The organism is Desulfogranum japonicum DSM 18378 (assembly GCF_000429945.1).
In the GTDB taxonomy this organism is placed as follows: Bacteria; Desulfobacterota; Desulfobulbia; order Desulfobulbales; family Desulfobulbaceae; genus Desulfogranum; species Desulfogranum japonicum.
The window spans coordinates 27,545-42,276 of sequence record NZ_AUCV01000039.1 but is presented as its reverse complement, the minus strand read 5'-3'; the positions used below and the strand labels follow the sequence as shown (position 1 = coordinate 42,276).

Here is a 14,732-nt window from a genome sequence, read left to right as displayed (position 1 = left end):
TTTTACAGGAAAACCCGACGAGCCTCACTATTTCAATTCGTTAACTATATATTATAAAATTATGAGAAATCATAAGGCGAGCAGAGCCGCTCGTCCGTTCGATTAAAACAAAAAAGGCGGTTCAAACTTAACGTTTGAACCGCCTTGACATATTCAATGGGGTGAGCGATGGGACTTGAACCCACGACCTCCGAGGCCACAACCCGGTGCTACCACCAGCTGAGCTACGCTCACCACGAAAGTGCCCGCGCTATATACACCTATATCGCGTGTTTTGCAAGCAAAAATTTAACATCATAACTCTTTTTGGCAATGTTTACATAATTTAGCTCTGCTTTTTACCAATTCCGAGCAGTACGGACACTCTTTGAGAAAGTGATTTTCTAAAATTGCTTTAATGGCAAGATTGACTTCCATTGCCAGGTGTTCGTCTTTAAAGGTGTAGTTGCGTAGTGGTTCAATACAATCTATACTATTTAAGGGCAGCAGGTACGTAGAGGCCCGCTTTTTCACTTCAAGGGAGGGATGCTCACTGGTAAGCAAATAGAGTACTGATGCAAGATCGTTAGTTTCCACACAGGTATCCAAAGCCTGAATCGCTTTTTTCTCCTTCTGGTAACGCTCATTTTGAGCTTTCAGCTCATCAATTTGAACAACGCTCCCCTTGAAAGCATCCTTACCGGCAACCATCATGTTAATCTGTTCGTTTGAGTTGGGAAGCTCCATATGCCTATACGATCCAACATGACCATATTGATCTTCAATATACTTCCACCCCTTTACGAAGAGAGGACAATCGTCATTCAGACAAACAAAAAGGTATTCAGAGCCCCAGCCAAGACCATCTCCCACATGCATAGGAGGCGCATGACAGAGTTTAAGATCTTCACCACAATGGGGGCAGGTATGTTCTTCTTCCATGTATCTTAAAGCAGTGGACAACATAAATGGAATTCTCCTCTTCTCAAAACCCGGAACGCCTTTGGCCCACAGGTTTAGAATTATCGTTGTGTCCTACAAGGACTGAAAGTTTCATTCAAATGCAGGCAAGCATCCAACGGAGATGTGCCCTGTAAACATTTTTTCACGGCCATCGAGATGTTGGCGAACAATCTGAAAAGTTCGCGTTTAAAATAAAAAATCTGAGACCGAAGTAAGCTATTGATGCATGCGATAAAATGCTCGACGCACACAACTAGCAGAGAGCATCATCCTATTACAGGTAACCATCTAAATATTGAAGGTCAACGATTACTCTTCTGTCTTCACATCATCTTGCCAAGAACGTTATCCACAGCTTTGGCCTGTACCATCCGTGCTTCTAAAAATGCATCATCAAATTGTTCCGCATTTTGCTGAATGAGAGCAGACAGACTGTCAATATCAGCTTGTCCGGCTATTTGCATGATTTTTTCAAAATTACGTATAAAATCGACAACAATCTTCCGACCATCTCCAGATGTGGACAATATCTCAGCATAAGTACGAGGATTCTGTGAATGAACCCGCGCCATGGCAAGAATAGGATACAGAGATGTCAGCGTTGAATGGCTGGCCAAATCTTCACTGGTGATATTATTTTCATGCAACGTCAGAGCCAATGCCACAGAAATGGCTGTTGGCAATTTCTGCCCTACCCCCATTAGCAAATCATGCTTTTGCGCAGAATCCTGATAAATATCGGCACCATGCTTGTATAGAAACGCTTCGAACTCGGCACAGAGCAAACCACTTCGTGATGTTTTGACAATAATAGCATTTTTGTCTTTCATAGTGGCGGCCTGTGGTCCCCACAGATTATGAACTAACATCACCTCTACATCATCATTGGTAACCGATAATGCTGTATTAATACTCTGTTCAGATTCTCCAGCCAAGATAATAAGAGCTTTATTACTTGCCAACAAAGGGCCGATACTGGCAATGGTCCTGGCTGTTACAGAAATTGGCACACAAATAACCACCACATCAACGTGACGGACCATTTCTTCAGGGCGCAAAGGAGTACTGCGACCGGTAAGGAATACATCATACCCTTCACTTTCCAGTCTGTCGGCAAACCATTTACTCATATCTCCGGTGCCAATAAAACCGAAAGACCTGATATGCTTGGTACGCATATCAATACGTGGAAAACTTCCCAGTACGCGAATTGCTCCCTTTTGCTGAATGACTTGAGTTTCCACATGGGTAATGGCATCCTGCATCTGCTTCTGTTGAATATGCCCCTCAGCCTCAATATATATCTGCAATTTCTGGGTGGCGACATGATTTTCCGTTCTCATATCGACGATATTGATTCCACGGTTAGAAAATTCCCGAAGGATATCAACCAATAGTCCGACCCTATCATCTAGAGGAACAGTAACAAAAGTAGTAGCATCATATCCTGAGGGCTTAGCAAGTTTATGTGCAAAAACAGCAAATCTTGTCCTATTATGTGTAGCTATACCCCTTTCAAGAATGGACAGTTTTTCGTTTTGCAACGTCTCTAAAGACTCTATAAATCCTATAGACATGTCACCTTGCTCACGAAATTTTTCAATCTCATCTTGCACATTGCTGACATGCATCTGTGGAATGTCGGAAAAATGAAGATCAATATAATCTGCTCCCTGGCTAAAGGTTTCCCCGCGTCCGACAAGTAATCTAATATCAGCTATATCTATCGACGCATCAAGCACACCGAGTGACAGATCAGCATGTATAATGACATTATCGATCCAATAACCGTGCTTAAGCATCTCAAACAATCGGAAATATTGCTTATTGTCACCTTCACGTGTGTTATATACAGGGAGAAGGATACAATCGATCTCTTTTTGGTTAAATGCTCTGAGTATTTCCGCAATACTGGTACAGGTTTGAATGGATGCCTGCTGATCGAACTGTTTGGCGGCGGCCCAGGCAGGAGAGCCCTCGGGCCCCAAAGTGGCTATTGTAAACATATTGAAAAACCTTGCTGTAAAGGAGAAAATCGGGCTAAACGAAAAGGAGTATGGTAAACGACATCGTTATAACCCATTCCGGCAGATCCTCTGTATCCCACGTGATCTTCCAGAAAAATCCGCAGAACGTTAATAAAAATACCAGCGAATGTCCAGCATACAGGAAAATGTCGACGAATATCTTCAAGCAATGAAGAATTCAGAGAGGTTCAGCCAGCAGCTTATTGCCCATAAACTCATTTCTGGAAATAGAGAGCAGACGGTCTCTGCCATTTCTCTTCACCATACCCTCCAGCAAATCCTTGAAAAGATTGGCCTGCATTCTCTTTACTCTCATCAATACAAGAGTATCGAAAACATCCTTGCTGGTAAAAATATCATTATTTCGACCCAGACCTCTTCCGGAAAAAGTCTGGTATACAATCTCCCGGTCCTTCTCCACGCCTTGCAGGATGAAATACAGCATAAGGCTCTCTATCTTTTTCCACTCAAAGCTCTGGCCCAGGATCAACATAGATCACTGACAACAATGGCGGCCAAGCTTAGAGATAACATCCCACAAAATATTCCATTTGCCGAAATATATGATGGCGACACATCGGCATACAAAAGGAGCAAGATACGAAAGAATTCTCCAAGGGTTCTCATAACCAACCCGGATATGCTGCATCTTGCACTGTTACCATATCATGAACAATGGGCACATTTTTTTTCCAAATTACGCTATATTGTCATCGATGAAGTGCACACTTTCAAAGGGATCTTCGGATCTCATGTTTCATGGCTTTTAAAACGACTTCGTAGAATATGTGAATATTACGCTGTTCAACCAATATTTATTCTCGCATCCGCCACGGTAGGCAATCCTCAGGAACTGGCCAGAGAACTAACAGGGTTGAATTTTGTCGCCATATCTGAATCAGGCGCGAAAACTGCTCCCAAACATATAACGCTTCTTAACCCGATAGATTCGGCAGCCGGTGCTGCAACTGCACTTGTAGAATCTGCGATCAGGAGAAAGCTCAGGACCATTGTATATACTCAATCCCGTAAAATGACAGAACTTATCGCCATGTGGATAGGAAGAAGGATGCCAGCTGAAAAGCATCTCACAGCATCTTATAGAGCAGGCTTTCTTCCTGAAGACCGTAGAGACATAGAGCACAGACTGGCTTCAGGAGATCTGCTTGCAGTTATTTCCACTTCCGCACTGGAACTTGGTATCGATATCGGCAATCTGGATATATGCATTCTTGTCGGCTACCCTGGCAGCATGATGGCTACCTGGCAAAGGGCAGGACGTGTTGGCCGGTCAGGTCAGAAATCACTGGTTATTCTCATAGGACATGAAGACGCTCTGGATCAATATTTTATGCGCAATCCGGAAGAATTCTATACCCGCCCGGTTGAACCTGTCATAATTAACCCACGCAATCAGACTATAACCAGACAACACCTGGTTTGTGCTGCGGCAGAAATACCTCTGCGTGAAGGGGAAGAAATCCTAACTCTGGATGAACATCTCACGGTGTTGACGGAACTCACCCTCTCTGGAGATCTGCTCCAGTCAGCTAACGGAGATATCTGGTATGCAGCTCGAAAATTCCCGCAACGACATGTACATCTTCGTGGCGGTGGGGCACACTTCAATTTGTACAAAAAAGGTGAGAAAAAATCTTTTGGCGATGTGGATGGACACAGAGTGTATACAGAATGCCATACAGGTGCGGTATATTTACATATGGCGAAGCAATATCTTGTTAATCATCTCGATCTGGAAAATCAAAATGTTCTCCTATCTCCTTTCAAAGGAGGATATTACACTAAAGCGCTGACTGAAAAAAACACAGAGATTCTTCAGATTTATGATCAGAAAGAACTTCCTGGAGCCACTGTCTGTTTTGGTATGCTTCGTGTAAGTGAGCAGGTAACCTCATACCTGCGCATTCTTCATGGAAACCAACGAGTTATAGGTAAAACCCCCTTGGACCTTCCTGCAACTATTTATGAAACAGAGGGCTTTTGGATAGTCTTTCCAGATACCTTGAAACACGAAATAGATGCTGAACAGTTGCATTACATGGGTGGCATCCATGCCATGGAACACGCAATAATTGGGCTTTTACCTCTTTTTGTTCTCTGCGACAGAAACGATATTGGCGGGATATCATTTCCCTGGAATCAACAACTCAATGCATCAGCGGTCTTTGTATACGATGGATATGCCGGTGGTATGGGACTAACACGTGAAGGTTTCGCCTCTCTGGAAAAGCTCCTCCCAGAAACACTGAAGGCTGTAAAAAACTGCTCATGCCATACGGGATGTCCCAGTTGTGTACATTCTCCTAAATGTGGATCTGGAAATCGCCCCATAGATAAACAGGCCTGTACAAACATTCTGGCCAGCATACTGAGGCCAAGTGGATCTCCAGATATCAAAAAACAAGGGGTAACAAGCCTCTCTCCTTCAAACATCCCTGATGCACAGGAGGATAGCATTCTTGTAAATCTGCGATTCGGAGTTTTTGATCTGGAAACGCAAAAAAGTGCTCAGGAGGTCGGCGGCTGGCACCGATGCCATCTCATGGGTATCAGCGTTGCAGTGCTCTACGACAGCGTCCAAGACAGATACTTTTCTTATGAAGAAAATAATATCGAAAAATTCCTGGAACACCTCGCTGGCTTTGACCTGGTTGTTGGCTTTAATAATAAACGCTTTGACAACAAGGTGCTATCAGCATATACGGACATACCTCTTTCGACCTTCCCTTCACTGGACCTTCTGGAGGTTATTCACACGCAATTAGGATATCGATTGAGCCTGGATCGATTGGCTGAAAAGACATTGGGAATTAAGAAATCAGGAAACGGTCTTCAGGCCCTTGAATGGTATAGGAAAGGAGAGATGAAAAAACTTAGTGCGTACTGTTTACAGGATGTGAAGATAACAAAAAATCTGTTTCTCTTTGCATACCGGAAGCACCATCTGCTATTTCAAAATAAGGCTGGAAATACAGTTCGGCTTCCGGTGAACATTCATGATGCTATACGTAACATTTTGCAACGTCAAAAAAACTAATCCGGCCACATTTCCCTTGACGTTGTTTGAGTACATGTTGAATGACTGGAATAAGAGTTCTATGGAATATACCGGAAAAACACAGCGTTTTTCAGGCAAGAATAGATTTTGCCAGGAGTCTGTCGGAGAATTGCTTTTTTTCTCAGATTAAGGCATTTTCAGGAAATCAAGTACAGCCATATAGTAGATATTGCAAACATTGATTTTCTGAAAATAACACAAATATGGGGGATAAAGAGCTTTCTCCGACAGACTCCTAACTCACACCTGGTGAATGTCAGGCACCGCGCATCTACTGCGTAATTATACTCATAAGGATTCCGGACTACGGCCAGATCAGGCTCCTATGTACCCAGCCTTCAATTTGCGGGTGACTGACTTTCAACCAATCACCTTTTTTATCAACCTCTTTTAAAATAACATCTCTTGCTACACTGCCAACCTTACTGTCATTGGTACTTGGGCCAGTGCGGACATTTCCTTCATTGACTTTGACTATAACATACGGAGTATCACTTAGTAACGTTCCGTAAATCCAGCCTTTATCGCCCTCATAATCTTCCACCTTGTACCACTGGTCTTTAACAGATAAAACCTTTAAGGGATATCCTTCAGGGAGTTGATAAATAATTTCATAATTAGTACCAGGACCGGAACGCATATTGATACCGTCCTTGGACACACTTTTATATTCAGCAGCAGAGGAACTCAAAGCAGCTACGCCAAGAAAGGCGGCTGTTGTCAAACTCGTTACTATCCACTTTTTTACTGATTTTACTTCCATATGCTTCTCCTTTTATACCTTTTGGGTGCTTCATTGAGAGCTTCTGCGATCTCCCTTGAGGAGTATTAAAAATTCCTGGTTGCCTTTTTTCCCCTGTATCGGTGCAGGGATCACTCCTTCGGTTTGTAAGCCAAGGCTTTCGGCATACCTGCTCACCATGTCAATTGCTTCCTGGTGCAACCGAGGGTCTGAAACTATTCCACCCTCTCCTATTTTGTTTCGGTCGAGTTGAAACTGAGGCTTTACCAATGCGATGATGGCAACAGTATCACCAAAAAACGGCAACACCGGTTCCAGTAACTTTGTCAAAGAAATAAACGACGCATCAATCACGCAAAGCTGAACAAGTTCTGGAATCTCTTTGCTTGTGAGGAAACGGGCATTTGTACGCTCCAAGACTACCACGTTACTCTGTCTGCGGATTTTCCAGTCAAGCACTCCATAACCGACGTCAACGCAGTAAATTTTTTTGGCACCGTGTTGCAGAAGACAATCACTGAATCCTCCGGTCGAACACCCTATATCCAAGCATATGTATCCCTCTGGAGAAAATGAAAAAGCTTGCAGTGCTGCCTCAAGCTTATACCCGCCACGACTGACAAATTTCTTATGAGTAGCCTGCTGGGCTATGGAAACATGCTCTTGGTACTGACTGTTGACCTTGTTGCGAACAATACCGTTAACGGTTATCTGCCCTTTTTCTATCAAAGCTCTCGCATCTTCAAGGGTTGCCGTAATTTTCCGCTCCACCAGAAGCTTATCCAGCCGTTTTTTCTTAACCACTATACAAACTCAAAAAAAAAATCGTTGTCGGCAAAAGTCATTGCAGTCGTTCACCAACGTCTGAAAATGTCGGCATAACCTCTTTATTGTTAGCGATTGCCAGTGTTTCATATATGTACAAGTCAACTGGCAAGCTATACTATAATAGCTTGGCTGTGCATGGCAACCAAATCATCTGCAGAGATAAGTGATTGCAGGGATACAATCACAACTCAAAAAATCTGAAATGAAGTTTAGTCTCACTCTCTGATCAGAAACCTCCAATCACCACCGTTTCATAATACAACGTGATCGTTTAGAGGGTATCAAGTTTTTGTTTTGCTGTTGCAGCTTCCTGACTGTTCGAATAATCATTGAGGAGCTTACTGTATATGATTTTGGCTGTCTCAATATCTGTCAGTTTTTCAAATGACATTCCCTGTTTTAGAAGAGCCTTTGGGGCAAGACTATCTTTAGAGTGATTGGAGATTACCTTCTGGTAGTCCAAAATTGCTAGATCATACTCACCTTGGGAAAATAAACATTCTCCCATATAAAACAGTGTTTCAGCAAGCTTATGCCCTTGAACATCAGATGCTACGATATCTTCCAGGCTTCGGTATGCCTCTTGATATTTTTGTGCATTATATAGGCTTATAGCCTTAGCCAAATCTGATGATGGAGAATCTGCCGGTACCGTTGTCACTTCATTTGATGGCTGACTTGATGGTTTCTCAGGAGGTATGGAAGATACTACTGGAGTACGCTCTTCTCTATCAGGAACCACCGTTTCAGTCTCAGCCGATTTTGGCTGGGATGCCCCATCTACCACAGATGCATCGCCGATTTTTCTTTTTTTTACCTCTGGACGAACTGCTGTCGATGCAGAAATAGCCGCTGCTTGTCTCTTTTTTTCCCTGGCTGCCTGCTCAGCTCTCTGAGCAGCGGCGCGTTCCGCCGCTTCTCGTGCCCGGCGCTCAGCCTCCTCCACCCGTGCTCTCTGGAGACGTTCGTAACTACTGCTTACACCGGCCAATTGATTTTCAAACAGAGCTAATTTTTGATTCAGCTCTTCAAGTTTAGCCTGGGACTCCTGGGTCATGGCAGAAATAGTAGTTTGCAGATTGGCAATGTCTTCTTTAGCCTGCTCCCGCATTTGGCTTGACTGGTGAGCACTCTCTTCGATGAGAGATTTCAACCGCAATGTCTCTGATTCTATCTGTTCGAGCTTGTTCACAGAACTTGCCTGACGTTGCTGCATCTTATTGACGGTATTACTTTTAACGTCTTCAAGTTTTTGATTCACAGCACGTAATTGATACCTCAACTCACGCACTTCATCTTGTGTTGCACACTGCGTGAGCAAAACCAATGAACAGCCTGCTAAAGCGAGATGACGAATTTTATTCATATACGCTCCCATATATTTCGATGAAAACCGATGAAACAGTTCTCCGTGTACACGTAGAGTTGCTTGTCCTGTATCATAATGGATACAGCCTAATCATGTAAAGACAACGTACTTGTATTTATTGAATTTATTGTCACTGTGGTCTCGGTGACCATTGAGGGTAGGACTGATTCCCCTTGAATGTAAAAAGCACCCTCATATTTTTACCATTGGCGCCGACAATACAAATATCTGATTTACCATTTCTTTTCCGGGTAAAAACGAGCATTTTCCCATCAGGTGACCAATTAGGCGATTCAAAATCTCCCCATCCATCACTTAATTGTCTGGCATTCTTTCCTTCGGTATCCATAACAAAAATCTGGTAATGTCCATCAACCATCCCGGTAAAGGCAATTTGATCGCCTTTTGGGGACCACGCAGGTTCACTGTTTTCAGACCGTTTAAAGGTCAAACGTTTAACATTTTTGCTGCTAAGGTCCATGGTATAAAGTTGCGGTTTACCACTTCTGTCAGATACAAAGACTATCAAACGCCCGTCAGGAGAGTAATCTGCAGAAACATTTATCCCCGCGTTGCGGGTTAACTGTTCGATAATTTTGCCTTCACTGGTCATAAGATACAGATCAGGGCTACCTCCTTTGCTCAGGGTAAGTATCATTCGCTTGCCATCCGGAGAAAATGCAGGGGCGAGGTTCATACCTTTATGCCGAGACAAAGATCGGGTAATCTGAGATTGTCGCAGGTCAGTGATGTAAAGGTCTTGATTTCCACGGTGATAGGTACTGTATGCCAAACTGTTTCCATCAGGTGTATAGCGAGGTGAAACGCAGAGATGTTTATGTCGTGTCACCTGTCGCTGATTACGACCAAGTATATCACTTATATATACTTCCTTCCTTCCTGTTGCATCAGAAATATAAGCAATGGAAGTTCTGCTGACGCCAAGTTCACCGGTAAACTCTTCAATCAGTGCATCAGCTAACCGCAGGGTCATGTCATCTTGCTGAGCTTCATTGCCTTTGTATCTACGCCCAGCGAGCAGTCTGTTTTCGGCAACATTCAATAATCGCCCCTCAACAGTGATATTGGTACCGTCAAGTGAATATTGTCCGACAACCACATAGTCTACTCCAAGAGCCTGCCAGTTACCATTTTGCAGATCTCCATATTTTGCTGCTTCAACAATATCAACAAATCCGTGTAACTCAATCGCTTTGCCAAGTAAATCAGCGATATTACGTCCTGTTTTATTCTGCACGCCTTCTGTTGTAAATGAAGGAACAGCAACAACAATTTTCCTGACATCTTGTGCAGAAAAATCAAGATAAACTCTATCGGCCTGTGCAGAAGATACCCAGCAGCAACTCACCGACACGACATAGACGAATAAAGCTAAAATATATTTACTAAACATCATGCTCCTTTTGCACAAAAGTTAAACCTGAGGGTTACATTACCAATTGACCAGGGCGGAAACGAAGTCCTACTTCCAGGGTTGACTCCTTCATAAGATTAGGAAAACTCGGCATTGGCGCGGCATTGTTTATGGTTTTTATAACAAACTGGTCAAAAAACGGATCGCTGGATTTCCTCTCAAAAGAGGTATTCAGGACACGCCCGCTCCGATCTATGGTTACCACCACGATAGCTTCGAGATTTTTATCCCACTTCTTCATTTCCGGTAAAATCCAGTATGATTGTACCTGCTGGTAAAGTATAGCATAGTACTGTTTTACCACCGCAGAGGTAACCTGTGAGGATGCTGAACCTGATCTTTGCCCACTTCTTTGAGGAGAAGGGCTGTTCTGCATGGCACGTTGCTCACGAATCATAGCTGCCAATTCTTCCCGGGCACGCTGAGCAGCCTCGTCTGCTCTGCGTTGAGCCTGGCGTAACTGCTGCTGGCGTCTGCGTTGTTCCTGTTTCTCTAGTTGTTCCTGTTGCTGTTGCTGACGAATGCGCTCCTCTCGCAGCCTTTCTCTATTCTGTTCTGCCAGTTTTTCCCGTTCTCTTTCTTCAGCTAACCGTGTATCGCTGGCTTTTTTTACCTTTCGTTTTAATGGGGATACTGAAACAGGTTTTGCTTCTACAGCTACTTCAGGTTCTGACTGGGGAATACTGATTTCTTCCTGTACCGGAACCGGTATTTCCTCAGATTCAGGTGGAGGAGGCGTAACTTTAACAGTCTCTGGCTCCACTTGCTTTGGAAGAGAAGAAGGTTCAGGCGCAGAATCACTCTCCAGTTCAGTCACAGAGACGAGATCAACCGTCATCACATTTTCAATGAGGGGCTTGGAATCAAAAAATTTAGGCATATACAAAGATGAGAGCAGCACCATGAAATGGAACACAAGTGCCAGGACTATGGCTAATTTCCACTTATTGTCTTCGTATTCCTGTTGAAGGAGAAAATCCTTTTCAGAAAAATTTCTGTACGACACAATACTATTGCCCCTGTTTTTCCTTATCAGACGGCAGGGTAATCATCCCCACTTTTTCAAAACCCGATGCCCGAATATCTGCCATGGTTGCGACCACTACACCATAGGGCACCTTTTCATCAGCACGGAGATACACAGGCTCTTTCTTCTTTTCTTCAGACAGCGTTCCCAATTGTTGCCTGAGAAGAGAGGCACTAACCTGTATTTGACCAAGCATAACCTCACCGCTTTGTTTTATGGTTATTACAATGGGTTCTTCATGCTGGCGAAGAGCCTTGGCAGTTGTTTTTGGCAGGTCGACCTCCAGCCCCTGAGTCATCATAGGTGCAGTTACCATGAAGATGATGAGCAGTACGAGCATAACATCAACCAGTGGTGTGACATTGATTTCCGCAACCAGTCCTTTTTTATTTCGTCCTCCTAATGGTCCCATAACATTCAAGCCCGTGAAAGAATATCCCGTTCAATGAGATTAAGAAAATCTGAACTGAAGTTGTCAATATCAGATTCCCACCCGGCTACTGTATTGGAGAAATGATTGAAAAAGATGACAGCTGGGATAGCTACGGCAAGGCCTGCTGCAGTTGCTACAAGGGCTTCGGATATACCTGGCGCTACAACAGCCAAGGATGCAGATCCACGGACCCCGATGTCCTGGAAAGAAGTCATGATTCCCCAAACAGTTCCAAACAATCCTATAAAGGGCGTGGAACTACCTGTGGTAGCAAGGAAGCCCAGGGATTTCGACATCCTGTCGCTTTCCAACAATTGGGCTTTACGAACAGATCTCTTCAGATTTTCCATGGTTGCCAACTGCATTTCAAGAGGAGGCTGTGATTCCCCGCCCGCTCTACTGGCATTCAGTTTTTTCAATTCATTGTATCCTGTTACAAACACCGCAGCTTCAGGGCTTTGCGTGTATTGTTGCGCAGCGGAAAATGCCTCGTTTAAATTTTTGCATCTCCAAAAGACATCAAGAAAAATACGTGAAGCCTTTGAAGATCTTCTAAACATTAAATATTTGGTAATGACAATGGACCAGGATATGAGTGAGAAAAAAAACAGGGTAAGCATGACGGCCTTTACCATCATTCCTGCATTAAAAATCATTTCAATAATTGAGAGAGTCACAATATACCTTTCTACGAAATTATAAAGTAAATGAAAAAGCTGACAAATAACAAGCCTACACCCTAAGGCAGAGATAACGCATAACCAGGAAGCTGTTCGATAATGTTATTCCCACCCATATCTTCGTTAAATCTGAAAACATCTCCAAAGATAAACCGTAGGCTCCGATATCATCTATATGCCTGCAATACAATGTATCGCAGGACTTGAATTTGAGCAAAAAGCCTCAGTTATGGACAGGCACTATCTCATTTGAGCAACACAGAGAGCAAGCAATTTGCGCGCCGCAATAAAAAAAATATGCTTTTGGACAGGTGAGTAATCCGAACAAGTGTAGAGATGCCTGTATAGTGGACCTTTTGGAAGCAGCAGAGCTGTAGCCCCTTTACACCAGAAAATCTGGCCCAATACTCTTGTAGCAGGGATAGAAAAGCTCTTCACGAAATAATGATTTGGTAAAGAGCACTTAACCATACAGCACAATAAACTGTCCAACATCCCGTGGTAGCTTGTCCAATATATGTTATGTGACTATAAATGAAATCAATAAATCTGTCGACCTCGATCTAGGTATGGTGTACAAATATTGACAAAAATTATCCGGCACCTGAGGGGCTGTGTGTCGGGTTTTACCCCTTTTCGAAATCTTTCTCGAGGTACGCTATGAGCGATTCACTTTACGATGTGGTTATAATCGGATCTGGTCCGGCTGGAATCCAGGCAGCAATTCATGCTTCTCGAAGAAAAACCCGGGTTATAATGCTAGGCCGTATAGAAAATTCTGCATTATATGGTGCACATATCGAAAATTATGCCTGCATAAAAGGTGTTTCCAATGGTAAGGATCTTTTGGAAACCGGACTTGAGCAAGCCAGACACTTTGGCGCAGAATACTCCCCGGAAGATGTATTAAAAATATCACAAACAGACACTCTCTTTGAACTGTTACTGGAAAATGGTCGCCAAATTCAATCACGAACCATCATCTTCAGTATGGGAGTTTCAAAAACCAAACTCGGCGTACCAGGAGAAAAGGAATTATCCGGCCGCGGAGTCAGTTATTGTGTGGATTGCGATGCTAACTTTTACCGGGGTGCTGTTGTTTCTGTCACTGGAAATCGCAGTGCGGCCGTTGACGGAGCATTGACCTTGCTTGATTATGCATCTCACGTCTACCTTATTGCTCAAAACCTTGATGTATCAGAAGAACTTCGCAACAAACTTCACAACAGCAATGTAGAGTATATAGCAAGTGAAATAGTAGCTGTTAAAGGAGAGAATGCCGTACAATCCCTCCAGCTTGCCAACGGTAAACACATAGAGTCCGAAGGACTGTTTATCGAGCTTGGCTCCAAAGGTGCATTGCAATTGGCCACCCTGATTGGAGTTATGCTGGACAGTGAGTCTTTTAAATATATCCAGACAAACAAAAAACAAGAAACCAACATAGAGGGTATCTATGCAGCTGGAGATATTGTCGGACCTCCGTATCAGATGGCCAAGGCAGTAGGCGAAGGATGTGTTGCCGGCATGGAGGCAGCTACCTATGCGAGAAAAAAAAGGAAATCTGAATCACAGTAACAGTCGGCAAAAAAACAGGCAGGGGAGCAGTGCTCTAACGGTATTGCTCCTGTTCTTTCTGTGCCAAAAGATACCTGTACATCTCCCTGCTGTGCCTGGGATTTCTTGTCTGAGCAAAAAGATAGGCCAATCTCAGCAGAGAAGGTTTTTCTATGCCGGGCATTTCCCTGGCAATCATTTCCACAACCTCACTTGGCCACTGTTCACTCCACTCACCACCTTCTTCTTCAACATATTTTTTCTTAGCCAGACACTCGTCTATAAGCTGATCGCGCATGTATTCGACATCATGAATGTGTTTATTTTTCCGCAACCGCTCACCTCGACGTGCAGATATGAAGGCATACAATTCTTCAAGAGGTTGATCACGGAGTAGCTTCGTAACATATTTCAACTGTCGTTTCTTGGCGCCGCCTTTCAATGCGTCAAGCTCGGACAACAACTCCTGCGTTTCACTGTCACATGGTAATTGCCGAATTACCTGCGGAGAAAGGGTTGACAACTCCTGGACGAGTTTTTCCACCTGTTTGATACGGCGTTTCTGTTCAGATCGGCTTAACTGCATGAAAACCACCTTTAAACACTTTATATT

At 43.6% G+C, this 14,732-nt stretch carries 12 protein-coding genes and 1 tRNA gene; 2 read left to right on the top strand and 11 right to left on the bottom strand.

Annotated elements, in window-relative coordinates:
* Positions 1-157: 157 nt before the first annotated feature.
* The 3 genes from G493_RS0116520 to G493_RS0116510 all read right to left on the bottom strand — a co-directional run bounded on the left by G493_RS0116520 (position 158) and on the right by G493_RS0116510 (position 2,948).
* Positions 158-234, bottom strand: a tRNA-His gene (locus G493_RS0116520).
* Between the two features lie 60 nt (positions 235-294).
* Complete coding sequence (locus G493_RS0116515; protein ID WP_028581290.1) at positions 295-945, bottom strand: zinc ribbon domain-containing protein; 651 nt, start codon at positions 943-945, stop codon at positions 295-297.
* Between the two features lie 320 nt (positions 946-1,265).
* Complete coding sequence (locus tag G493_RS0116510) at positions 1,266-2,948, bottom strand: prephenate dehydratase domain-containing protein (RefSeq protein ID WP_028581289.1); 1,683 nt, start codon at positions 2,946-2,948, stop codon at positions 1,266-1,268.
* Between the two features lie 148 nt (positions 2,949-3,096).
* On the opposite strand from G493_RS0116510, the gene G493_RS29715 reads away from it, so the two are divergent.
* Positions 3,097-6,027, top strand: coding sequence for a DEAD/DEAH box helicase (locus G493_RS29715; protein ID WP_051309398.1), 2,931 nt, complete (start codon positions 3,097-3,099; stop codon positions 6,025-6,027).
* 325 nt (positions 6,028-6,352) lie between these two features.
* On the opposite strand, the gene G493_RS0116500 is transcribed toward G493_RS29715, so the two are convergent.
* The 7 genes from G493_RS0116500 to tolQ all read right to left on the bottom strand — a co-directional run bounded on the left by G493_RS0116500 (position 6,353) and on the right by tolQ (position 12,559).
* Positions 6,353-6,811: an SH3 domain-containing protein gene (locus G493_RS0116500; protein WP_051309396.1), complete on the bottom strand. Its 459-nt coding sequence runs from the start codon at positions 6,809-6,811 to the stop codon at positions 6,353-6,355.
* Between the two features lie 30 nt (positions 6,812-6,841).
* Complete coding sequence (locus tag G493_RS0116495; protein WP_028581287.1) at positions 6,842-7,594, bottom strand: TlyA family RNA methyltransferase; 753 nt, start codon at positions 7,592-7,594, stop codon at positions 6,842-6,844.
* A 295-nt stretch (positions 7,595-7,889) separates the two neighbouring features.
* The gene (locus G493_RS32380; RefSeq protein ID WP_161629841.1) at positions 7,890-8,984 is read right to left on the bottom strand and encodes a tetratricopeptide repeat protein; all 1,095 of its coding nucleotides are present in this window, start codon (positions 8,982-8,984) and stop codon (positions 7,890-7,892) included.
* 133 nt (positions 8,985-9,117) lie between these two features.
* Positions 9,118-10,404 carry a Tol-Pal system beta propeller repeat protein TolB gene (tolB, locus tag G493_RS0116485; protein WP_035274847.1) on the bottom strand — a complete coding sequence of 429 codons (1,287 nt, stop codon included), beginning with the start codon at positions 10,402-10,404 and terminating at the stop codon, positions 9,118-9,120.
* Positions 10,405-10,435: 31 nt separating this feature from the next.
* Positions 10,436-11,428 (bottom strand): cell envelope integrity protein TolA, encoded by a 993-nt coding sequence (locus G493_RS0116480; protein ID WP_028581284.1) that lies wholly within the window; start codon positions 11,426-11,428, stop codon positions 10,436-10,438.
* 4 nt (positions 11,429-11,432) lie between these two features.
* The gene (gene tolR, locus G493_RS0116475; protein WP_028581283.1) at positions 11,433-11,861 is read right to left on the bottom strand and encodes a protein TolR; all 429 of its coding nucleotides are present in this window, start codon (positions 11,859-11,861) and stop codon (positions 11,433-11,435) included.
* Between the two features lie 5 nt (positions 11,862-11,866).
* Complete coding sequence (gene tolQ, locus G493_RS0116470) at positions 11,867-12,559, bottom strand: protein TolQ (protein ID WP_028581282.1); 693 nt, start codon at positions 12,557-12,559, stop codon at positions 11,867-11,869.
* Between the two features lie 663 nt (positions 12,560-13,222).
* Here tolQ and G493_RS0116465 point away from each other — a divergent pair.
* Positions 13,223-14,140: an NAD(P)/FAD-dependent oxidoreductase gene (locus tag G493_RS0116465; protein ID WP_028581281.1), complete on the top strand. Its 918-nt coding sequence runs from the start codon at positions 13,223-13,225 to the stop codon at positions 14,138-14,140.
* 34 nt (positions 14,141-14,174) lie between these two features.
* Here G493_RS0116465 and G493_RS32375 read toward each other — a convergent pair whose 3' ends face one another.
* A complete protein-coding gene (locus tag G493_RS32375) occupies positions 14,175-14,705 on the bottom strand; it encodes a DarP family protein (RefSeq protein WP_028581280.1) in 531 nt (176 codons plus the stop codon).
* Between the last annotated feature and the right edge of the window lie 27 nt (positions 14,706-14,732).